This window comes from Mycoplasma nasistruthionis (assembly GCF_006228185.1).
GTDB lineage: Bacteria > Bacillota_I > Bacilli_A > Mycoplasmatales > Metamycoplasmataceae > Mycoplasmopsis > Mycoplasmopsis nasistruthionis.
In genome coordinates, this window is record NZ_CP040825.1 from 24,105 (window position 1) to 46,944 (window position 22,840).

Genomic DNA, 22,840 nt, shown 5'->3' on the forward strand with positions numbered 1-22,840 from the left:
TGGGTAAATGATTCGGAATGATTAACAAATGAATCAACAAAAGCATTGATTATTTTGAAAATTCTGGGTTTTCTATAACTTGTTTTAAAACTTCAGTTATTGAATCTCTAGAAACTCCAAGATCTCTTAGTGGTGGATAAATAAATGAAGTAGCTAAATTAGCTAAAACATCTGATTTTTGGGTAAATAAGTTAGTTAAAACAGTATTTAAAGCATCAATTAATTTAGGTTTGTCATGGTTCACTAAATCACTTTTAGCAATAGCCCCTACTAGTTTTAAAATATTACTTTCATTGAAGAAACTTTCTGTCAGACTTGAAAGAACTTTATCTAAAGTTAATTCATTGTTATTTTGTAATTCAGTTAATTTGTTTTGTAAGTTATCAAAAGCGTCTTGAATAATGTTGGTTTTACCAAGTTCATTCGCTAAAGAAACATACCCGTGTAATCCATTATTAGCAGAATCTAGAATTATATTTTTTAATTTAGATTCAGGGTCAATTTCCTGATAAAATGGCATTTCAAAAATGTATTGTAAAACATCTTTGACTAAGAAATCAATTATGCCTGAAAGACCAATTAAGCGCTTACCAAAATTAGATATGTTTCTTAATGTGTTTACTTCTGTTTCATATTTAGATAAGTTATTTAAATAATCAGAAGTTGAATTGCCAAATAATTCAGCATCACTTACTGCCTTTTCGATTTGATATTCAAGTGCTTTATCAGAATTTAAATAATCTTGTGTTAAATCATAATTTTGAGAATACTTTGTTAAATTAATGCTTGGATTTGTAATTTTAAATAAATATCCATAGCCATTTTTTTGTATCCAAATGTATTAGGGTGGATATCAAAAAAGATATTGCTTAGTAGGTTGCTGTTTTGCTCTCAGTAAGGCACGTTATAAGCATTAACTGAATTTAAAGAACCGTCTATTTCTGCTGCAGTTTCAAAGACAGCTTTGTTAATAATACTTAATATTTCTTCAGTAGGTTTTAAATTAATATCAATTCCACCAAGTAAGTCTTTAAAATAATTGTCAATTATTTGCTTCAAGCCGTTTAAAGCATTGGATATGCGATAAGGTTAATATTAGCATTGGGTGCTAATTGTTGTAAAGCTTTAACAAATGTTGTGTATCTGACTTTGATTTCTGGAATTGTTTTGTTAATAACATTATTAACAAAAGTTAAAAGCAATGAATAATCAGGATTCTTAGATTGAAGATTTCAACTAATTGCAGAATATCTTCTTGTGCTAATGATCTGAATAATAAGTAAATAAAATCATTACCACTTAGTGAAACAGTCACTAGATTTGCATCTGCTAAGCGAGATTTAATATCATTAGCTAAAGCAGTTGGTTCAGAACCAAAAACTTGATTTAAGCTTTCAAATTCTGGTAATTCATTTTCTCTACCTTGAAAATCAATGCCTAGTAATTTAATTCAGTCAACTAATCTAGAAGCAGTTGAAGCAAAGTTTTTAAACTTTGTCACTCTATTGTTAGTATTCAATAGCCTTGCTAAAAAAGCAGGATAAGATAAACCTGTAATTTCACCATTTTCATTTAATTCACCTTGATAGTCTTTAGGTAAAGAACCATCAAAACCTGCTGCTATAGAATCTCCTAAAGCAACATATTTAATAGACTGATTAGCTCTAATGAATTTGGCAGCAACTTTTCTTGATTTTCTTTGAATTTCTAAGTAATCTGTAGGATTTTTAATTTCATCATGAGTTATATTATCTTCACCAGATTTAGATTTTTCATCTTGAGATGGTTTGACAATTTTGATGATTGCATTTTTATCACTGTTAGGATCACTTGGATTAAGTTCGTTAAAATCTTTTCTTTCTAAAGATTTATCTGATCCAGGAGCTTTACATGATGCTAAAAAAGCACTTGCTCCAGTGAATGCAAATAAACCCATTAGTAAAAAACTTTTTTTCATCTTTTCCTCCCATACTTATTGCAAGGCAATAGTATAAAAATAAGATTATTTATAATTTTACTATTTTAAATAAAAAATTTTAATTTTCATTAAACCTGAAAAAAAGCAAAAAGTTGATTTTTATGTAATTTTTCAATGTTTTTTACACTTTTTGCATTTTTTAACTCGTAATGTAGAACAAAAACATATATTAATTTGGCAAATATTAATCTTTTTAAGTGCTAAAATGCATCAAAAAACATTAGGTTTTAGACCTAATGTTTGTATTTTTTAAGCTAATTTAATTGTGAATGTGTATTCTTTGTCTGAAAGTTCTACAGCATTTTTTCAATTATTTGCTAAACCATCGCCATCATATTTATACACTTTAGCAGTTAATGAAATGGTTTTTGATTCAGCATCATATTCTACTTTTGCATTAGTAATGGGGTTACCGCCTTTAATATTTTTTATTGACTCAACAGATTTATCAACTGTTATAAAATAACCATTCATAATTTCGCTAATTTCTGCAAAAACAATAGAATCTATTTTCTTTTTGCCTTCTTTAGTAGCAACTGTTCTAAGTTTACCAATATCTTTTTTACTTCTAGCAACATGAACTAAAGAACTTTTATCAGTAGGTACTTTGTAATATTTTGAATTTGGTTTTATAAATTCTTCAATTTTTTCCACAGTTACACTATCAAGTTTTTTAAAAACTTTTGATAGATCAATTGATTCCATAAATTTATCAACAGAATTAACTTTTTCAGCTGGAGTTGATGAACTTTCTTGTGGTTGATCGCCTTGTGGTTGTTCTGTAGCAACACTATTTTCGCGTGTATCTGTTGATGTATTTGTGTCAGTAGTAGAAGGAGAGGTATTTTCTGGTAAAGTGGTTGTTGATGGTTCTACTTGTCCCCTTGTTTCTGCAGGACTATCAGAAACTTGTTTTTCAGGAGATGGAGTTGATTCTGTAGCACCTGTTGCACCAGAACTATTTGGAGTTTCTGAATTTGTTTTTGCTTCCTCTGTTGATGTATCAGCGGTTTCAGCAGCCTTAGGAGAAGTTGCTGTTTCAGAACTTTCAGAAGTAACTACAGCAGGTTTAGGAGCGCTGGTATCAGAAGAAGGTGATTCTTTTTCTGTTTGTGAATTATTTGAATTACTTTCTGTTGAAGAACTTGGTTGATCTGCTTGAGCTTTTTCCTCTGTACCACCAGTTTGTGGTGTCGATAATGGTGTAGTGGTAGGCTGTGCGTTTTCTTTTAATGTACCTTCATTAGCTACAGGAGCTGTAGCAAAAGTGAAAGTTTGTTCATGAACATCTTGCCCAGAAAAACTTGTTTTGAATTTAATTGTAATTGTTCTTGCTTCTTTATTAAATGCACCTTCAAAATATTTATTGTTCGAAGAAGCTTTTGCATCTAAAGTAGATAAGATTTTTGATAAATCTAAACCTTCCTTGATTGTTATAACAATGTTATCAACATCATTTCCACCAGAAGCAATTCCAAATCCGTCAATTGTGTTTTTGCTTGATTTATATAGTTGAATCAGTCCACCGGCTTTTTTTTGCTTTTTATCATAAGCTTCTTTTTTCTTAACTATTGAATCAAATTTAGTTGCACCATCATATTGTTTATTGCCTTTTGTAACTTTAGCAAACACAAATGGTTGCTTATATTCTTCAGCATTAGCAGGTGCGACTTCATTATTATCTGAAGTTCCTGTTGACGGTCTAGAAGAAGGTGTAGTAGGTTGATCTGTATCTTTAGGTACATACGAATCTAATTTTTGAGAGAAAGTAGCTGTTTTTTGTTCTGTTGCTAAGTCTTTTAAGATTGCGCTTTTCTTACCTAAATAAATATTTCCAGGTACTTTTTCGGTTGAAATAGAAACTGTATAAATTAAAGCAATTGGGCCAGGTTGTTCTGAATTTTTAATTTTTGTTCTAATTAATTTAACATCAGTAACTGTTGCTTTAATATCTTGTAGGAATGTGCTTGGAAGTTCCATTGAATAGTCGTTAGCCTGTGTTTTAAGTGTGTTTGATTTTAAAACTAATGATTTAGTTAAAATATCTGTTGTGATTTCGCTAAACGCAACATCATTCATTGATGTTTTACTTAGTTGTGAAAGAATTTTTTCATCGCTTACTGAAATGATATCTCTTAAATTAAATAATTCAACATATCCAGCAGGAGCAATGTCTAGTTTAGGTAATTGATCAAAAACGAATGAACTTCTTCTAACATCACCATGATCTGTATTGGGTTTATGTTTGAATTTTCTAAATCCATTTTTTTCACCTTTTAAGGCAACAAACGGTTTTAATCATACTTTACCGTTTTTAACATCAGTATCTACAGCAACAACACCAACATCAAAACGATCATCCATTCCTAAAACTCTTACAGCCTTTGCTAAACTTTCTTCTGAGTAATTACCATTTAAGACTTTAGCTGCTTTCGAAGTATATCTCGGATCTTTACTTTCAGCAATTTCCAGTTTACTTTTGTTGTTTAATTCAACTGTTAAATTATTGACTGCTGTTTCTAAAATTTCTTCAACTTTTTGCTTAGTTAAATAACCTTCAATTTCATAAGTTTTAGTAACTTCTTTTTTGATTTGAGGGAATTCTTTTTGTCTTATAATAAATTTCTTTTGAACTTTAATTTTTCCAGCATCAATTGATTCTTGAGCTTTAGTTGCTGTTTGTTCATCACTCGAACTTTTTGCCTGTGTAACTAAATCGACAACAATTGGTTCTTCGTTCGAAATAACTTCAACTAATTCATCACTTAATTGAATGCTTGGAGAAACCAAATCCGAAGCATCACTGCTATAAACAGTTTTTGTTCCGCTAATTTCAGGTTTTAATTCAGGTTTAAGTGAATCCACATTTAATGCTGAATATGAATCGCTTTCAATTTGATTTTTAACTAAAAGTAATTTGTCAAATTTAGCAATATTAGTATCAACTAATTTTGACAACTCTTTTAATTTAGCTTCATTTTCCTTAGCTTGTTGACTTAAGTTAACAAGTTCTGTTTTTTTAGAAACTAAAGCATTTTTATAATCAGGAATTGTTTCTAAATTAGTTTTAATATAAGCATCAAGTTTTGCAATTTTGTCATTGAATTCAACTTGTGCTTGTTTTAATGAAGAATTGACAGTCACCGATTCTTTGTCGGCCTGCCCACTCTTTTGTTTGGTTTCGTTACATGATGCAGCAATACCAAAAAGCGAAATGCTTGATAAAGCTGATAAACCAAGTAAAATTATTTTCTTAAATTTCATATTATTCTCTCATTTCTGAAATCACAAATTAGAATTGTGTTTCGCACTTTCTATTTTGATTGTATAAATAAAAAAATCGTAAAATTTTAAAAAAACATTAATTTATGAAACTGTTTTTTTGCTTAGCAAATCAAACTGCAAAAAATAATTCAAAATTCCACAATCAATAATAACTGCATGCAAAAAGATATTTTTTCCATATTTTTTGGAAATATATTTTTGGAAATATAAAGAAAGTTAGAAAATTTATACATATTTAATTAATAAAACTAATTTGTTGAAACAAAACAATTTTTATTAAAATCCAAAACGATCTGTTATAATATTTAAGCCATTGGAACAGTAACCCACTAACTTGGTCAGGACAGAAATGTAGCATCCACATGAGGAAGTATTGTGTTCAGTGGTCTTTTTTTGAAAAAAATACTTTGCTTTTTAAAAAGTCAATGTAAAATATTTATGTGTGGTCGCGTAGCTCAGCAGGATAGAGCACGAGCCTTCTAAGCTTGTGGTCAGAGGTTCGAATCCTCTCGTGATCGCCATTTTTTTATGCCTTTTTTGATAAAAAATGGCACTTAAAACAAATTCAAAATATGCAATTTGATACAAAAACAGCTGATTTACTCAATAGAATCAGCTGTTTTTGTATCTTGTCGTTTAATCAATTTATGTCATAAAAATAGTATATAATTTAAAAATTAACAACAAGAAAGGAGTTAAAAATGTTGAAATTATTTAAAATTTTGCCTAAAAATGTTAAACATATGTTTCTACTTGGTGTTATTATCATTATTTTAAACGTTGCTTTAACTATGATTTTACCAGTGTTATTAAACCAATTTTTACCATTAATGATTTCAAATGGAACTAAAGCAAATGGTTTATATGAAATTGAAATTTTTAACACAACAATGCTAAGTGGCAGTTGAAATAAAGTCTTTTATTCTTTATTAACTTGTGTTCTTTTAATTTTATTTTTTGCGGTTTTAACCTCATTTTTAGGTATTTTAATTATTGTTTGAGCTGGTGAAAAAGCTTCGAACTTCTATCGTGATGCTTTATTTAAAAAATATCAAAAACTTAGTTTGAAAGACATTTCGCAACTAAGCACTGAGAGCTTAATCACAAGAATTAATGATGATGTCGCAGTCTTTTGAGATTTTTTAGTTGGAGCTTCAACTGCATTAATTAGAGCGCCTTTATTCATTATTGTGGGATTAATTTTTGCGTTTCTAACTGATTTAAGTTTTACAGTAGCAATTATTGCTGTAATTCCACTTTTAGTGTTTATTATGGGGTTTATTTTTATTAAAGCCCATCCATTAATTCAAAAAAACCGTAAGAATCTAGATTTAATTACTAAAGAGGCTGATGAATCAATTAACGGAGCTAGATTTATCAAAGCCAACAACTTACAAGAAAAACAATTATCAAAGTTCAGTTTTGCTAACCAAAACTGATTAAAAAATGAAAAGAAAATTTTTGGTTACTTTGTAATTGGTGCGCCTTGTTTCTTTATGATAGTTAACTTAATTGTTGTTTTCATTTATGCAATGGGTTATGGACAATTATCAGAAAATATTCAAAGCAACGCACAATTAATCGCAAAATTAAATGTTTTCATTGAATTTGAGTTTTTAATCGGATTAGGAATTCTGATGTTTTCAATGTTTTTAGGTTCATTTTTCAGAGGAAAAATTAGTGCCGGAAGAATTGTTGAAGTTTTAGAACACCCTTATGATGATTTGTTTGTTAAAGAAGGTCAAACTATTACAGAAAATGATGCAAATGACGCCACATCATACTCAGTTGAATTTAAAAATGTAAATTATAAATATTTTAATTCTTCAGAAGATTATTCAATTAAAGATATCAATTTCAAAATTGAAGGTAAACAGACTTTAGGTATTATTGGACCAACAGGTTCAGGTAAAAGTACAATTGCTAATTTACTTGTTAATAATATGAAATACACTGAAGGTAATATTTTAATTAACGGCAAAGAAGTTAATCAACTTAATACACAAAACTTACATAAAAATGTTGCTATTGTGTATCAAGAAGCACTTTTATATAGCGGAACTATTAAATCAAACATTTTATTTGCAAATCCTAAAGCATCAAATCAAGATGTTGAAAAAGCACTAAAAGCTTCGTGTGCTTATGACTTTGTTAAAACATTTTCTGATCGTTTAGATCACCCTGTTGTTCAAGGTGGAAAAAACTTATCAGGTGGACAAAAACAACGTCTAAGCATCGCTCGTTCATTACTAAATGATCCTAAATTATTAATTTTAGATGACTCCACAAGTGCTTTAGATAACATCACAACAAAGCAATTAATCAAAAATATTAAAAACGATTACGATTGTACAACAATTATAATTTCACAAAAAATTAACTCAATTAAGCACGCAGATAAAATTCTAGTCATGGTTAATGGTGAAATTCTAGCTCAAGGAACTCACCAAGAACTATTAAAAACTTGCCAATGATATGCAGACATTAACCACAATCAATTAGAACAATAAGGAGCAAAATGAAACAAACAAATCAAGACAAAATTTCAATTTGAGCAACCTTTAAAGTCTTAATGTCATATGTCGTGCAAGAAAAGAAATATTTAATTTTAGGAATTATTTTCTCGGTATTAAATTGTTTATTTTATGTTGCTGGGAGCTTTTTAATCGGACAAATAGTTGTTAAATTTTTCCAACCTTATACTGGTGAAAATGCTTTACCAATCAGTCAATTTAACAACGTGTCATTTGCTGTTTGATTAGTATCACTAACAGTTTTATTCCTACTGTATGGACTTTTTAGATACCTTGAACAAAAATTCTTTGTTCAAGTAGCATTTAATGCAGCTGCTAGATTAAGACAACAATTGATTGAAAAAATATTTAAACTACCAGTTTCGTTTTATGACAATAATAAAACAGGAAACTTAATTTCAGCCTTAATAGTTGACGTAAATAACGTTGCTAATTCACTGTTTCAAATTTTAGGTGAATCAATTAGAAGTATTTTCAATATTATTATTTCGATGCTGTTTTTAATCACAATCTCAGGTCTTTTAAGTTTGATTGTAATTCCTGTTTCGTTATTTATGTTTTTATTAGTATTTTTACTAATTAAAAATCACAACCTTACTTTGTTAGAGTTCAAAATTCATTCGGACAACTTAACGGATTTGTTGAAGAGATGTTAACAAATACCAAAGTAACTAATTCATTTGATAAACAAGATATTATTTTTGAACAACTTCAAACAATTACTTCTAACATTAGAAAAACAGCATACAAAGGTGATGTTATTGCTAAGTCATTTGACACACTTTATTCTCTGATTTCAAACGGAATAATCTTGCTAATTTCAGCCCTTGCAGCATTATTTTTCTTCAAAGGATATAACGCCTTTAGTGTTTTAGGTAATATTACTTTTGATGCTAATAATGTAAATGCAAACTTAATTAATTCAGATGGTTCATTTACGCCAGGTTTAATAGTTATGTTTATTGCTGTTAACTGAAACTTCATGGGGCCGTTTCAAAACTTACTGTCTACAACGTTTTCAGCTCAAGTCGGAATTGCTTCAACATCAAGAATTTTCAAATTAATGCAAGAAAAACTACCAAATACTGATCATGAAACAATTGAGATCAACACCATTAAAGGCGAAATAGAATTTGACCAAGTTTACTTTAAGTACAATGAGCAAGGCTTAGAATATCAACTTAAAGCAGCTTCATTTAAAGCTAAGCCAGGTCAAGTAGTTGCTATTGTCGGCCCAACTGGTGCTGGAAAAACAACAATAATTTCCTTATTAAGTAAATACTATAACTACCAAAAAGGGTCAATTAAAATCGACTCACAAGAATTAAGAAACATTTCAACAAAATCACTACGTGATAATATGACTTTAGTACTTCAAGACTCATTCCTGTTCAATGAAAGTATTTTGGATAATTTAAAACTAATGAATCCAAAAGCAACTAAGGAACAAATTATCGAAGCTTCTAAATTAACCAACGCTCATCACTTTATTATGAACTTGCCAAACGGTTATGACACAATAATTGAAAACAATGGTGCCAATATATCACAAGGACAAAAACAACTTTTATCACTTACAAGAGCTATTTTAAGTAATAAAAGTTTATTAATCCTTGATGAAGCTACTTCAAACATTGATTCAAATACAGAACAAATTGTTCAAAAAGCAATGTTAGAGTTAATGAAAGACAAAACTTCATTTGTTATTGCTCACCGTTTAAGCACAATCAAAAATGCAGATGTTATTTTAGTTGTTGATAATGGTTTAATTATAGAAAGCGGAAACCATGCTTCGCTTTTAGCTAAAAAAGGTTTCTACTATAATTTATACACATCACAATTTGATTTTTAATTTCAAAACTCGCTATCACAAAGCGAGTTTTTTAATTCACAAAATTAACAAAAAATATGAGAAAAACAGGAACGAAAAGATAAATTTGTTTTATCTTAAACGAACCACAAAAATAAACTTTAAAATTAAATTATTAATAAAATAAAAAACAAAACAAAATTAGCGACACAAAATTAAAAAGGCAAGTTTCTTGCCTTCTTTGTTGTCTTATACAACGGAGAATAATGACGAAAAACAAAATTAAAAATTTATTAATTTTGTTATGCACAGCTACTGTAGCTGTGCCTGTTAGTTTATCAGCATCATGCGAAATGCCACGAAAACTATCAATTAACAAAATTAATAAAGATAAAGACAAAAAAGAACCAACTGAAACACCGACCCCAACAGTTGAAAACCCAACACCAGACAAAGGAAAGGTAAAACAACCAGTTTTAGAAGTTCCGAAAACACCAGTTGTTTCATTGCAAGAATTTCTAAAGTCATCAATTTCAAAATTAGCACTGTCAGTGCCTGAAATTGGAAACACAAATGTTTTAGATGTCAACGAAGATCAAATTAATGTTACTTATCCTGAAAATCTAGGTCTAAAAGTAGCGAGAAAAGAAATTATTAAACGTGATTATATCAATGACACTATTACAGTTAATTTAGAACTTTCAAAAAACAATGAAAGAATAATGCATCCTTTTGAAATTTCTGGTTTTGGTAAATCAGCGGTAAAATTTGATGATCTGAAAAGTACATTTAGTGAGAAAGACTTATTTTTTACACCTGATTATTCAAATTATTCAATCAAACAACTACAAAGAATCAACTTTAATAATGATTGAAAATTTAAATATGCTGGAACTAGCGATATAAAAAACGTTCAATATGATGATAGCCAAATGAAAAGATTGAATTTACCACACGATTGATCTATTCATTTTGATTTTTCACCGCACATTTCTAACGAATGAGGAGCATTGGAAGGTGGAAGCGGTTGATATCGTAAAAGTTTCGATGTACCAGAAACTTGAAGAGATAAAGATTTAGCAATTCACTTTGAAGGAGTTTATCGTAATGCTTTCATTTATTTAAATGGAACATTAATAGGTAATTATCCTTCAGGTTATCAACCTTTTACATTTAAACTTAATCCTGATTTAATCAATTATGGTGGAAAAAACATTCTTGCAGTTAAGTCAGATAATCCACAAAATTCATCACGTTGATATTCTGGTTCAGGAATATATAGAGATGTTTTTTTAGAAGCTTACAACAAAGTAAGAATGGTAAGAGATGGTGGAATTGTTATTACAACACCAAAATTAAAAGAACAAAAAGACACCTTGGTTGATACTAATGTAAAATATACTATTCAAAATAATAGTAACCAAGCCACAAACGTAAAAATTAAACAAACTCTTTATGATAAAACAACTAATGAAGTTGTTTATACAAATACATCTGAATCTATTCAATTAGATGCTAATTCAACAAAAATGATGGATTTAAACTTCCAAGTCAATGCACCTAAATTGTGAGATGATATCAACCCTAATCTTTATGTCCTAAAAACAGAAATATTAGATGCTACAAATGATGAATTAATTTCAGAAGAAAATACCAGATTTGGTTATAGATTTTTCGAATGAACAACAAATGATGGATTTTCAATCAACGGTCGTTGAACCAAATTGAAAGGTGTTTCAATGCACCATGATCAAGGGGCTTTAGGTGCTGTTGCATCATTTGATGCAATTTATCGTCAAATGAAGTCGATGAAAGATATGGGTGTAAATGCAATTAGATCAACCCATAATCCAGCAGATTGACAATTGATTGAAATCTGTGAAGACTTAGGTCTATTGTTAATCAATGAAGCATTTGACACATGATATTCAAAAAGTAAAAAACCCCTTGATTACAATTTATTTTTTGAAGAAGTATCAACACATCCTGATGCAAAACAAGGTGATACATGAGCAAAATTTGATATTCAGAGCATGGTAAAACAAAGTATCAATTCACCTGCTATTTTTGCTTGATCAATAGGTAATGAAATCTTTGAAGCTTTAGAGCAAAAAGGTGTAACGACAACTCAAAACTTAGTTAAATGAATTAAAGAAATTGATTCAACTCGTTATGTGACTTGAGGAAATGATAAATATCGCTTTGGAGATTATAGAACAGTAAACGAAGCATCAAGTGCATTAGATGCTGTAGGTTTTAACTATTCAGAAAAAGAAACGGAACGTTATAAAAACAATTATCCAAATTGAAGAATTTATGGTTCTGAAACTTCATCAGCACTAAGATCAAGAGGAGTTTACTTCAGACCTGATTTATATGATAATGGTTCAGAATCAAACTCAGTCTATGGGAAACAATTATCTGACTATGGAAACAACAGGGTTGGATGAGGAAAAACTGCAACCGATTCATGAGTGTTTGATAGAGATCACAAATATTATGCTGGACAATTTATTTGAACCGGATGAGACTATATTGGTGAACCAACACCATGAAACCAAAGAGGTGGTGCTGATAATCCAAAAAGTTCATACTTCGGAATTGTTGATACAGCAGGATTCCCTAAAAATGATTACTATTTATACCAATCTCAATGATTAGATGTTAATAAAAAACCTATGGTTCACATTCTTCCACATTGAACATGAGATCAAAAGAAATACAAAGATTTAATTACTGATTCAAATGGCAATATTGAAGTAAGAGTATTTTCAAATGCTTCTAAAGTGGAATTATTTATAGATGATAAAAGTTTAGGTGAAAAAGAATTTGTTGAAAAAACAACTAACTATGGTTATAAATATCAAGAAGGTGCTAATTCTAAAGAGTTATATTTAAAATGGCAAGTTAAATATAAACCAGGAACTTTAAAGGCTGTAGCAAAAGATAAATCAGGCAACATTATTGCAACTGATATTATAAAAAGTGCAAAAACACCAGTTAAAGTTAAGTTAATTCCTGAAAAAACAGTAATTAAAGCTGATGGAAAATCACTAAGCTATATTCAAGTCATTACACAAGACGTTGATGGAGTGGAATATCCATGATCAAACAACTTAATCCACTTTGATATTAAAGGCGCTGGACGTATAGTTGGTGTTGATAATGGAGATGCAAATTCACGCGAAAGATATAAAGAACAAGAAAATGGTAAATGACAAAGAAAACTGTTTAGTGGTAAAGCAATTGTTATTATTGAATCAAATTTAACTGAAGGTCCAATTACAATTTCAGCTTCATCAAGTGGGTTGCAATCTGATCAAACAACAATTTATTCAATTAAGAACATCAATCCAGATTCTAAAAACATCAAATATGTTCAACTTGAAAATTACAATGGATTTACTAACTCTGAATTAAATCTACCAACAGAAATTACAGTGATTTTAGAAAATGGTACAGAAGCTAAAAAAACTATTACTTGAAACACTGAAAATGTTAATTTGGCGCAAGCTGGAGAATATCAAATTTCATTTAGTTTAGATAATAAAACTTATAAAACTTTATTATCACTGAAAGACTTTGGATCATCATTTAAAGTTCCTGATTATTTCTTTACAGTTTCTGAACAACAATTAAACAATGAAACTGAACTTAACAGTTTATTACCAACTCATGTTAATGCAACTGACGGAATTAATGCCGAATTCCTAGAAAGCGCTTGAGAAACAACTTACAGGATTTTAAACAACAACAAGAAAGAGGTTTTAGGTAAATTAAAAAAATACCCAGAAATCAAATTTAAAGCAACATTTATCAGCAAACCAAAAGGTTCAATTATTGACCTTAACACAAACACTTTACCAACAGGAACAACAGTTGTTGCATCATATGCAAGTGCTGGAGATCAAGCAAATAATGTTTTAACAAACCACCCAAATCATGATCGCAGATGAACTAACTGAACGCAAAACAATACAGCAACCACACAACAAGATACTTTAACATTTACCTTACCAGCAAAACAATTAATTTCTGCAGTTGGATTTAATTTATTCAAAGATTTAAACACAAATCAAGAAGGGCCTTTAGAGGTGCTTGTTTCAACTTCGGAAGACGGCAATAGTTTTACCGAAGTTTCAAACCAAAACAAAAAAACAGATTTCAAAGCTGAAGAATCAAAAGAACACATAATTAGATTTGATGAAGTAAATACTAAATTTATTAGATTAACAATTAAAAACAGAGAAAAAAACACTAATAATGGTCAAAAGCAATACTGAGTTAATGGTTTATTAAGATTTAGAACATTTAGCAAAACAAATTCATTATTAAAAGAAACCGACAATAAATTAACAAAAATTTATGCTAATGGCAGTTTAATTAATGGGTTTAATCCAGATAAAAATACATACGATATAAAAGTTGAATCAACACAAAGTTGACCTGAATTAACTTTTGCTGTTGATTCATCAACCGGAGCTCAATATTCAGTAGTATCAACAGAAAAAGACAATAAGAAAATTTACACAATCTTTGTTTATGCCGAAGATGGTTCAGTTAATAAATACTTTGTTAACTTAATCAAAGAATATTCAACCATTAAAAGTGTTGATTTAAAATCTTACTTTATCCCAGTAGGAATGGCTCAAAAACCTGAATTAACCATTAATTTAGAAAACGATATTAAATTAGATATTTCTGAAGTATCTAATTTAAGAATTGTTGCTGAAAATAATGAAAAAATAAATCACATCAGTTTTTACAACAATTACCTTTTAGCCCATTCATTAGGTACTGAACGAATTAAGTTCATGTTTGAATATAAAGAAAAAACTTACGAATCTAATTATCAAGATTACAAAGTAATTGAAAACATCTTAAATCCACAAATTTTAAATGTTTCTCCTATTATTCTAAACACTGAAATTAATCAACCGATTGATTTACCTGACAAATTGAATGTTAGATATGACAATGAAGATTTTGACAGAACTTATGATATCTTATGAGAGTATCCAAGTGTCGAATTTGATCAACCAGGAGTTTATTCAATTCACGGAACTTTAGCTTCTAATAATACTGATATTTTTGCCACAATTAATGTTAAAGGCTTATCATATGTAAATGATTTATATTTAAATGCTGTAACTGATTTTAAACCACTTTTACCAACAACAGTCACAGGATTTAATAACTTCAACGAACCAATGGAAGTGGAAGTTGTTTGAGATAGTATTGACTCATTAGATTTTTCACATTCAGGAATAACACATACAGTTAACGGAAAAGTCAAAAATACCGAACTTTCAATAAAAGCCTTTATTACTGTTTCAACAAAACGCGATGAATTTAATATTTCAAAACAAGCCACAGGATTTGATTACCCAGCTGCCTTTTCTGGATTTAGTAATGACAGAAACGGAAACAGAGACTTTGTTGGCAATTTAAACGATGGAATTGATAATAAATGAACTGATTGAAATCCTTCAAAAAGAGTTAATGAAAACTATGTTGGAGTATTATTTGCTCGGGGTGGTTTAATCGGGGCTGAATCATTTAATAATTTAACAATTAAATTTGGTTCAGATAATGCTTCAAATAAACCAAAAGCATATCAAATCCAATATCTAAAAGTAAAACCTACTGAAATACCTTCTGCAGGTCAATTACCTCATTTATTCGAAACAAACTCAATCTTAAACGATGAAAATGCTTGAACAAATGTTGAAATGTTAAACAGCCCTAATATGAATGCTTTAACGCCAGGAATGAGTGAAGATATCACATTTAGATTTAAACCTGTCACAGGTTATGCTATTAGAATTAAAATGACACACCAAGATGGACATGGTGGTTTAGGTATCTTGATTAAAGAATTAACTGTTAACAGCCCTATTCCAAACGTTGCAAGTGACTTTACAGTAAATAGTATTAAGGTTGATAACCAAGCAATAGAAAACTTTGAAACCAATAAGTTTGAATATGACTTGACTTTAAAACAAAGACAATTGCCAGAAATTATGTTTGAAACTAATGGTTCTGTAAAAGTTTCAAAGACTTTAAATGGCAATAAATTAATCTACACTGTTTCATCACAAGACAACTCAAAGGTTCAAAAATACACTTTTAACTTATACTATGGCAATAAAGAAGTCAAATCAATGCTAATTGAACAATTAAAAGAACAACTTCCTAAATTGTTTGCCCTTGATCCGAATAAAAACTTATTACTTTACAGCAGAGGACAAAGTTTAATTAGAGAAATTAACTATATTGTCAATGACATATTTACCCACCAAAATGAATTAAACCTAGTCTTACAAGAAGTAAAAGAAGTTTTACAGTAACAAATAAAATCGCACATTTAGTGCGATTTTATTATGCTAATTTGAAGTTGAATTATTTGAGCCGTCTTTAGTTTGTTTGTCATTTCGTGCTTTATTGATGGCTATCTGTAATTGCAGTGTAGCTGCTTGAAGTTCTGAGATATCTTGCAAATCAGATTTTAATTTTGCTTGGTTATTTGCTTCTGTTAATTCATGTCTAATTTGATTATATTTTTCAGCATTTAATTCAGCAATTTGAGCATCAACAACTTTAATAAGTTCAATCAAAGTATTTCTAGCTTGATTAACTAAATTTCTTTGACTTTCTTTTTCATTTAATATTGCTTGCTTATCACTTTCAGCTTTTAAAATAGCTTGTTCTAAAGTTTCTCTAGCTTGCTGAATTGTTTGAATATCATTTGAATTTAGAAGTTCTTTAACTTGATTATAAGTCGCAATTAAATCAGCTTTAATTTGAGCATATTCATCATCAAGATATTTGGCTATTTGAGCTAATTGACTATCTAATATAGTTTTTAATTCATTTTTTGAAGCTATTAATTCATTTTGTTTTGCAGTTTTTCTTTGATCTATAAAATCTTTGTCTTTTACTGCTTTAGCAATGGCTAATTCAATAGCTTGTCTGGCTTCTTTTAATTGTTGTAAATCATCAGAAGTTTTTACTTTTACCCCATTGTCATAGGCAGTTTCTAATGCGTCTTTAATAAAGTCATAATCTGGATCAGAATATAAATTGATTTGAATATCTTTTGTGGCCAATAAGGTTTTTAATGATGTTTGTAATGTTAATAATTTATTTTGTTTATCCTTATCAACTTCTTGCGATTGACCGCAAGAAGCACTGATACCAATTAATGGCAAGGTAATTGAACTAAAAAAAGCACCAATTCAGAATTTCTTAATTTTGTTCATCTTTTCTCCTGTCATAAAGTGTGAAGGTTAATATTTTCAAACAAAGATACTTATTACAAATTTACTAAATTTTAAGTAGTAAAAATTAAATTAATTTTAATTTTCAAAAAAATTAGATTTTTTTCATTTTTAGTTTAGATCATTGTATCAAAATTTGCTTAATATATCGTTTTTTATATGTGTCAAACAGACAAAATTCTTGTTATTTGACATTGATAAAAAAGTTAATAAAAGATATATGTTTTTCATCAGGATTCTATATAATAGAAAAGCAATATAAGTTATTGCCAAGTGGAAGATATTTTATATCGCTAGACCACAATATCGAAAGGATACCAAAATGGCAAAGAAAGAAATTCAACGTATCGCTAAGTTGCAATTCCCAGCAGGTCAAGCTAAACCAGGTCCAGCTTTAGCTGGTGTTGGTGTTAACATGCCTGAATTTACAAAAGCATTTAACGATGCAACTAGAGATAGAGGGAACGAACCAGTTCCAGTACAAATTACAGTTTACAAAGACAAAACATTCGAATTTAAATTATTCACATCACCAGCTTCATACAAAATTAAACAAGCAGCTAAAATCCAATCAGGTGCTGCAAATGCTAAAACAACAATCGTTGCTACAATTTCAAAAGATCAATTAAGAGAAATTGCAGAATACAAAATGGTTGATTTAAACACAGATGACATTTTTGCTGCTATGGCTACAGTTGCTGGTACAGCAAAACAAATGGGTGTTCTAGTTGAAGGTTATGATGACATTTTCAAAGCTAAAGCCGAAGCTAAAGCAGCTGCAAAAGCGGCAAAAGCTGCAGCAGCTAAGGAAGCAGCTCTAGAAAGTGATTTAGAAGAATTAGTAAACACTAAAGGACACGGAATTGAAGTTAATGTTATCGGAGATGAAAAAGAAGAAGGAGAACAAGAATAATGGCTAAAAGATTATCTAAAAAATTAAAAGCATCACGTGATTCATTTGATAGAACAGTTGCTTACGATTTAGCTGACGCTATTGAACTTGCTAAAAAAACTTCTTACGCAAACTTTGACGCTTCAATCGATTTAGCATTCAACTTAAACCTAGACGTTCGTAAAGCTGATCAACAATTACGTGGAGCAGTTTTATTACCAAACGGAACAGGTAAATCAATCAAAGTTTTAGTTGCTACAAACAATGTTGAAAAACAAAAAGCAGCTAAAGAAGCTGGAGCTGACATCGTTGTTGATGGACAAGCTTTAGAACAAAAAATTAAAGAAGATGATTTTGACTTTGATGTAATGGTAGCTGATCCAGCTATGATGCCTTTATTAGGTAAATATGGTAAAAAACTTGGGCCTAAAGGTTTAATGCCTAACCCTAAAACAGGAACAGTTACTCCTACTCCAGAAAAAGCTGTAGAAGAACTTAAAAAAGGTAAAGCAAACTATCGTACAGATAAAGCGGGTGTTGTTCACTCATTAATCGGTAAGAAAAGTATGTCTACAGAAGCTTTAACACAAAACGCTCAAACTTTAATTAACTTAATTAAGAAATTAAAACCAGCAGCGGTTAAAGGAACATACATGTTAAACTTAACAGTTTCAGCATCTATGGGACCAAGTGTTAAAATTAAAATCGAAAAATAATATAACAAATAACACCACTTTTTAAGTGGTGTTTTTCTACATCTTTTTAGAGTATTAGTATTTGAAAGATGATAAAAAATAACCCTAAAATAGGGTTATTCTTCAATTAATGCTTCAATAGTTAGATTATTCAATTTAGCTCTACCATTTAATTCTTTTAATTCACATAAAACAATTAATTTAGTAGTTTCAATTTGCTGTGATTGAAGCAATTTAACTATTGCATCTACTGTACCACCTGTAGCTAAAACATCATCAATAATAACTGCTTTTAAATTAGGTTTAAGCACGTTTGATTGAATTTCAATTGCATTTTCACCATATTCTAAATCATAGTTTTGAACAATTGTTTTACCAGGCAATTTTCCTTTTTTACGCACCATTACAAATGGCTTGTTAATTGCATAAGCAACAGGTGTGCCAAAAATAAATCCTCTTGCATCAGGAGCAACAATAATATCAGCTTGTGATGCCAAATCAGCCATTTTATCAATCACATGTTTAAAAGCATGTGGATTGGCTAATAATGGGGAAATATCTTTGAAGTTAATTCCTTGTTTAGGGAAGTTGGGTACGTTTTGTATGTAATCTTGTAATTTCATTAGCTAACTCTAACATCTTCGTAGAATTCTAAAACGTCATCTTCTTTAATGTCATTAAAGTTTTTAATGTGAGTACCAAAATCTTTTCCTTTAATAACTTCTTTAGTATCATTTTTATCACGTTTTAAACTGTCAATAATACCTTCATGTAATAATTTTCCACCACGGTATAGCTTAACTTTACAATTTGATTTAGCAACACCTGTGTCCATCATACATCCAGCAATGTTTCCAACTTTTGAGTAGAAGAAAACTTTAATAATATGAGCTTCACCAATTTTTTGTTCTTCATACACTGGTGTTTTTTCACCTTCTAGCATAGATTGACAATCTTCAATAATTTTATAAATAACGTTGTGTGAAATTAAACTTATTTTCTTATTAGTTGCAGTTTCTTTAATGTGTGGATTCACTTTTAAGTTAAAAGCAAAAATAATAGCATTAGAAGCTTCTGCTAATAATAAGTCATTTCCATTAACATCACCTGCTGAAGCTTGAATAACTTTAATAGCAGCTTCATCATTTTCTAAGACATTAATTTGATCTTTAATAGCTTGACTGGTTCCGTATACGTCAGCTTTAACAATAACTTTAATAATTTTCTTACCATTTTCATTACTGTGGTCTTGAGCTTTTCCGTATAGCAACTCTTTTTTATCAGAGTTTAATTTTTCCATTGCTAATTTTTTAGCAAATTTTTCATCATTTAATCCAACAAATTTATCACCAGCATCAGGAGCATAATTAAGTCCTGAAATAATAGCTGGATCACCTGGAGAAACTTTTTCTAACGGTTTACCGTTGGCATCAAACATCATTCTTACACGTCCATATTTAGAACCAGCAACTAAGAAATCACCTTTATATAATGTACCGTTTTCGACAATAATTGTTGAAACAGCACCAATTCCCTTATCTGTTCTTGATTCAATAACTGTTCCAATTGGATAACGGTTAGGGTTTGCCTTTAGTTCTAAGAATTCACTTAAGAATAAAATTGCATCAAATAATTCAGTTAAACCTTCACCTTTAAGCGCTGAACCGTAAACAATTTGTGTATCACCACCATATTCACTAATTAAAACACCATTTTCAGCAAGTTCACCTTTAAGTCTGTCTAAGTCTTTATTAGCACGATCCATTTTGTTAACAAAAACAATTAATGGAACATTAGCAGCTAAAGCATGATTAATAGCTTCTTTTGTTTGTGGCATAACTCCATCATCAGCAGCGACTACTAAAATAACAATATCAGTAACCTTAGCACCACGAGCACGCATTTGAGAGAAGGCTTCATGACCAGGAGTGTCTAAGAAAGTAATTTTCTTTAGCTCTTCTTGTTTAGTGTCTTTGTTCTTAATTTTGTGTACTATTTGATAAGCACCTGTATGTTGTGTAATTCCTGATGACTCAGTAGAAACAATGTTTGAATTACGGATTTTATCAATTAATGTTGTCTTACCGTGATCAACGTGCCCCATAACTGTAATAATAGGACAACGTTCTTTCAAATCATTGGCATCATCAACAAATAAAACTTCGTCTAAAAAGTTTGTAGCATCAATGCTTGTTTCTTTTTTGAAGTCATAGTTGTATCCAATACATAACTCAGCAATTTGTTCTTCATCTAGAATAGTGTTTAAATTGCAAAGTTTACCTTGTAAAAACATTTTCTTAATAATGTCGTTTGGATTAACTTTAATTGCCGTAGCGAAGTCAGCAATTGACATTTTTTGAGTAAAAATAAATACTCCATCAACAACTTCAGTTTTAACTCCTGTTAGTTGTTGTTTAATTTCATTAACGTTTGAAACTCTATTTTTCTTGCTCATGCAATACCTCCTGAAGTTGTTTAAACAACTCTTCGTAAGTTTCTTTTGATATATTCGCTTTAAATGTTCGATTTAAAGCTCTTGATTTACAAATCAATTCTCAATTTTTCGTAGCAGGTATAAAATATGCACCACGACCTTTTTTATCTTTTTGTAAATCTAAGGTAACAGTATTTGTTGATCTAACAAAATCAAATCTAACTAATTGATTAATTGGTACTATTTGATTAGTAGCAATACACTTACGTGTATAATTAATCTCATTCTTCATCTTTAAATTCGTCAAAGTTAATATCTGCATCACCTAAACCGTAATTAGCAAGGTCATTATCAACTTTAAAGTCTTTAATTTGTGTTTTGATTTTTCTAAATTGTTCAATAGCTTTATCTTTTTTAGCTTTTGCTACTTGTTTATCAACTTCTTCTTGTTCTGCTTGGTCGAAGTTTTCATCATCTGAATATTTATCTAAATCATCAACAAAATCATAAACATTTTGACTTAAATCTTCTTTGTATTGATTTAAACTACTTTCAAATAGTGAATCAACTTCATCGTTTTGTAGTTTAGGTTTTTTAGGTGTAGAAACTTTAGCTTTTGGTTTTTCTTGGTTTATTTCATCGAATGCTTCAATTGCTGAATTTTGAATTTCACTAAATAGTAAATCAGTTTCTAAGTCAAATTCAACATCTTTAAATCTTTCACTAGCTTTTGAACGATTTGATCTAGGTGTTGTAGATTTAAAGTAATGTGTTTGTTCAACTTGTGTGTTGTCAAATGACATTCCTTTTTTGGTTGCATCAGTAGCTGATATAACTTCAATTTTTAGTCCTGTTAATTTGCTTGCTAAATCAGTGTTAATTCCTTTTTTACCAATAGCAACTGTTAAAAAGTCATCAGGTGCAATTGCAAAATATTTATCACCTTCTTTAATAACATCAAGAATTTTTGCAGGGGCTAAAGCATTTTTTACATATTCTTCTGGAATGTCTGAATATTTAATAATGTCAATTTTTTCTTTAATTAATTTATTTTTAATATCGTTAATTCTTGATGAATGTTGACCGATAATTGAACCTAATTCATTTTGAATGCTGTCAGAAAGTGCTCTAACAGAAACTTTAGTTCTAAGACCACCACGACGTTTAACGTTAACAATTTCAATTAATCCATTAGCTACTTCAGGAATTTCATTGTTTAAAAGTTCATAAATTTCAAGTGGTGAAATTGTAGTTGCTTCTAAAATACTTAATTTACTTTCTTGATTAATATTTTCAAGATAGATATTAACATAACTTCCGTAGTCTAAGTTTAATTGTTGATTTACTTTATCAGCAGGTAGAAACACAGTTGTTTTATCTTCAAGTTCTAAATTGTATGAACCATTGTTATTTCTTTTTAGAATTTTAGCTATAAATTTTTGATTAATTTTATCTTTGTACTTTTCAATTGTGATTTGTTTTAAAACTTCTTTTCTAGCTTGTTTTCAACCATTGAAAACAGTGCTTTTCATTTTGTCAGTTAAATCATCAATTGTAAATTCGATTTCACAAATATCATCAACTGAAATGTTAGGGTCAATTAATCTAGCATCTGAAAGTTGGATGCTGATGATTTTTTCTGATTCATCAAATGCATCATTTTCAACAACAATACCATTTTTATTAAACATTCTAATAACAGGAATATTTTCTTTAACTCTTGGATCATACACGCTGTCTAATCTTAATTCAATTTCAGCATCTTTATCTAAATCTTTGTTGATTGGCTTTTGAACTTCCTCTGAAAAAGCCACAAGTAAATCTTCCATTTTAAATTCTGATTTACCAATGATTTGCTTTAAAAATTGATAAAATAAATTTTGCTGTTCGATTTTTATGAAATCTACTTCTTGTAATTTTTCTTTCATCATA

Annotated in this window: 16 protein-coding genes, 1 tRNA gene and 1 other RNA gene; 8 read left to right on the forward strand and 10 right to left on the reverse strand. The window is 29.5% G+C overall.

From position 1 onward, the window contains the following. Window positions 1-49: 49 nt before the first annotated feature. The 5 genes from FG904_RS00100 to FG904_RS00115 form a co-directional block, all read right to left on the reverse strand. Entirely contained in the window at window positions 50-520 is a 471-nt protein-coding gene (locus FG904_RS00100; RefSeq protein ID WP_139591916.1) for a hypothetical protein, read from the reverse strand. Window positions 521-774: 254 nt separating this feature from the next. Next, window positions 775-1,059, reverse strand: a complete 285-nt coding sequence (locus tag FG904_RS00105; RefSeq protein WP_139591917.1) for a hypothetical protein — start codon at window positions 1,057-1,059, stop codon at window positions 775-777. A 5-nt stretch (window positions 1,060-1,064) separates the two neighbouring features. Continuing rightward, window positions 1,065-1,202, reverse strand: coding sequence for a hypothetical protein (locus FG904_RS03335; protein WP_218936994.1), 138 nt, complete (start codon window positions 1,200-1,202; stop codon window positions 1,065-1,067). Further along, window positions 1,193-1,957, reverse strand: a complete 765-nt coding sequence (locus tag FG904_RS00110; protein ID WP_139591918.1) for an SGNH/GDSL hydrolase family protein — start codon at window positions 1,955-1,957, stop codon at window positions 1,193-1,195. The genes FG904_RS03335 and FG904_RS00110 overlap by 10 nt, the downstream gene beginning before the upstream one ends. Window positions 1,958-2,227: 270 nt before the next feature. Next, window positions 2,228-5,242, reverse strand: coding sequence for a hypothetical protein (locus FG904_RS00115; RefSeq protein ID WP_139591919.1), 3,015 nt, complete (start codon window positions 5,240-5,242; stop codon window positions 2,228-2,230). Window positions 5,243-5,565: 323 nt separating this feature from the next. On the opposite strand from FG904_RS00115, the gene ffs reads away from it, so the two are divergent. The 6 genes from ffs (at window position 5,566) to FG904_RS00145 (ending at window position 15,957) form a co-directional block, all read left to right on the forward strand. After that, window positions 5,566-5,662, forward strand: an RNA gene (gene ffs, locus FG904_RS00120) — signal recognition particle sRNA small type. A 45-nt stretch (window positions 5,663-5,707) separates the two neighbouring features. Next, window positions 5,708-5,784, forward strand: a tRNA-Arg gene (locus FG904_RS00125). A gap of 180 nt (window positions 5,785-5,964) precedes the next feature. Then, the gene (locus FG904_RS00130) at window positions 5,965-7,773 is read left to right on the forward strand and encodes an ABC transporter ATP-binding protein (protein ID WP_139591920.1); all 1,809 of its coding nucleotides are present in this window, start codon (window positions 5,965-5,967) and stop codon (window positions 7,771-7,773) included. Window positions 7,774-7,781: 8 nt separating this feature from the next. Further along, window positions 7,782-8,453 carry an ABC transporter transmembrane domain-containing protein gene (locus FG904_RS00135; protein ID WP_139591921.1) on the forward strand — a complete coding sequence of 224 codons (672 nt, stop codon included), beginning with the start codon at window positions 7,782-7,784 and terminating at the stop codon, window positions 8,451-8,453. After that, a complete protein-coding gene (locus FG904_RS00140) occupies window positions 8,447-9,649 on the forward strand; it encodes an ABC transporter ATP-binding protein (RefSeq protein ID WP_139591922.1) in 1,203 nt (400 codons plus the stop codon). Before FG904_RS00135 ends, FG904_RS00140 begins: the two co-directional genes overlap by 7 nt. A 224-nt stretch (window positions 9,650-9,873) precedes the next feature. Continuing rightward, complete coding sequence (locus FG904_RS00145) at window positions 9,874-15,957, forward strand: glycoside hydrolase family 2 TIM barrel-domain containing protein (RefSeq protein WP_139591923.1); 6,084 nt, start codon at window positions 9,874-9,876, stop codon at window positions 15,955-15,957. A gap of 36 nt (window positions 15,958-15,993) precedes the next feature. Here FG904_RS00145 and FG904_RS00150 read toward each other — a convergent pair whose 3' ends face one another. Further along, window positions 15,994-16,869: a coiled-coil domain-containing protein gene (locus tag FG904_RS00150; RefSeq protein ID WP_139591924.1), complete on the reverse strand. Its 876-nt coding sequence runs from the start codon at window positions 16,867-16,869 to the stop codon at window positions 15,994-15,996. Window positions 16,870-17,209: 340 nt separating this feature from the next. On the opposite strand from FG904_RS00150, the gene rplK reads away from it, so the two are divergent. Both rplK and rplA read left to right on the forward strand, forming a co-directional pair. Next, complete coding sequence (rplK, locus tag FG904_RS00155; protein ID WP_139591925.1) at window positions 17,210-17,800, forward strand: 50S ribosomal protein L11; 591 nt, start codon at window positions 17,210-17,212, stop codon at window positions 17,798-17,800. Next, the gene (gene rplA, locus FG904_RS00160) at window positions 17,800-18,495 is read left to right on the forward strand and encodes a 50S ribosomal protein L1 (RefSeq protein WP_139591926.1); all 696 of its coding nucleotides are present in this window, start codon (window positions 17,800-17,802) and stop codon (window positions 18,493-18,495) included. The genes rplK and rplA overlap by 1 nt, the downstream gene beginning before the upstream one ends. Window positions 18,496-18,590: 95 nt before the next feature. Here rplA and FG904_RS00165 read toward each other — a convergent pair whose 3' ends face one another. Genes FG904_RS00165 through FG904_RS00180 form a run of 4 tightly spaced genes read right to left on the reverse strand, consistent with a single transcriptional unit; the run spans window position 18,591 to window position 22,836 of the window. Then, window positions 18,591-19,097 carry an adenine phosphoribosyltransferase gene (locus FG904_RS00165; RefSeq protein WP_139591927.1) on the reverse strand — a complete coding sequence of 169 codons (507 nt, stop codon included), beginning with the start codon at window positions 19,095-19,097 and terminating at the stop codon, window positions 18,591-18,593. Continuing rightward, window positions 19,097-20,929 carry a translation initiation factor IF-2 gene (gene infB, locus FG904_RS00170; protein ID WP_139591928.1) on the reverse strand — a complete coding sequence of 611 codons (1,833 nt, stop codon included), beginning with the start codon at window positions 20,927-20,929 and terminating at the stop codon, window positions 19,097-19,099. The genes FG904_RS00165 and infB overlap by 1 nt, the downstream gene beginning before the upstream one ends. Beyond that, on the reverse strand, window positions 20,913-21,200 hold the full coding sequence (locus tag FG904_RS00175; RefSeq protein WP_139591929.1) for a YlxR family protein: 288 nt from the start codon (window positions 21,198-21,200) through the stop codon (window positions 20,913-20,915). Before FG904_RS00175 ends, infB begins: the two co-directional genes overlap by 17 nt. Next, window positions 21,184-22,836, reverse strand: a complete 1,653-nt coding sequence (locus FG904_RS00180; RefSeq protein WP_158290318.1) for a hypothetical protein — start codon at window positions 22,834-22,836, stop codon at window positions 21,184-21,186. Before FG904_RS00180 ends, FG904_RS00175 begins: the two co-directional genes overlap by 17 nt. Window positions 22,837-22,840: the final 4 nt, after the last annotated feature.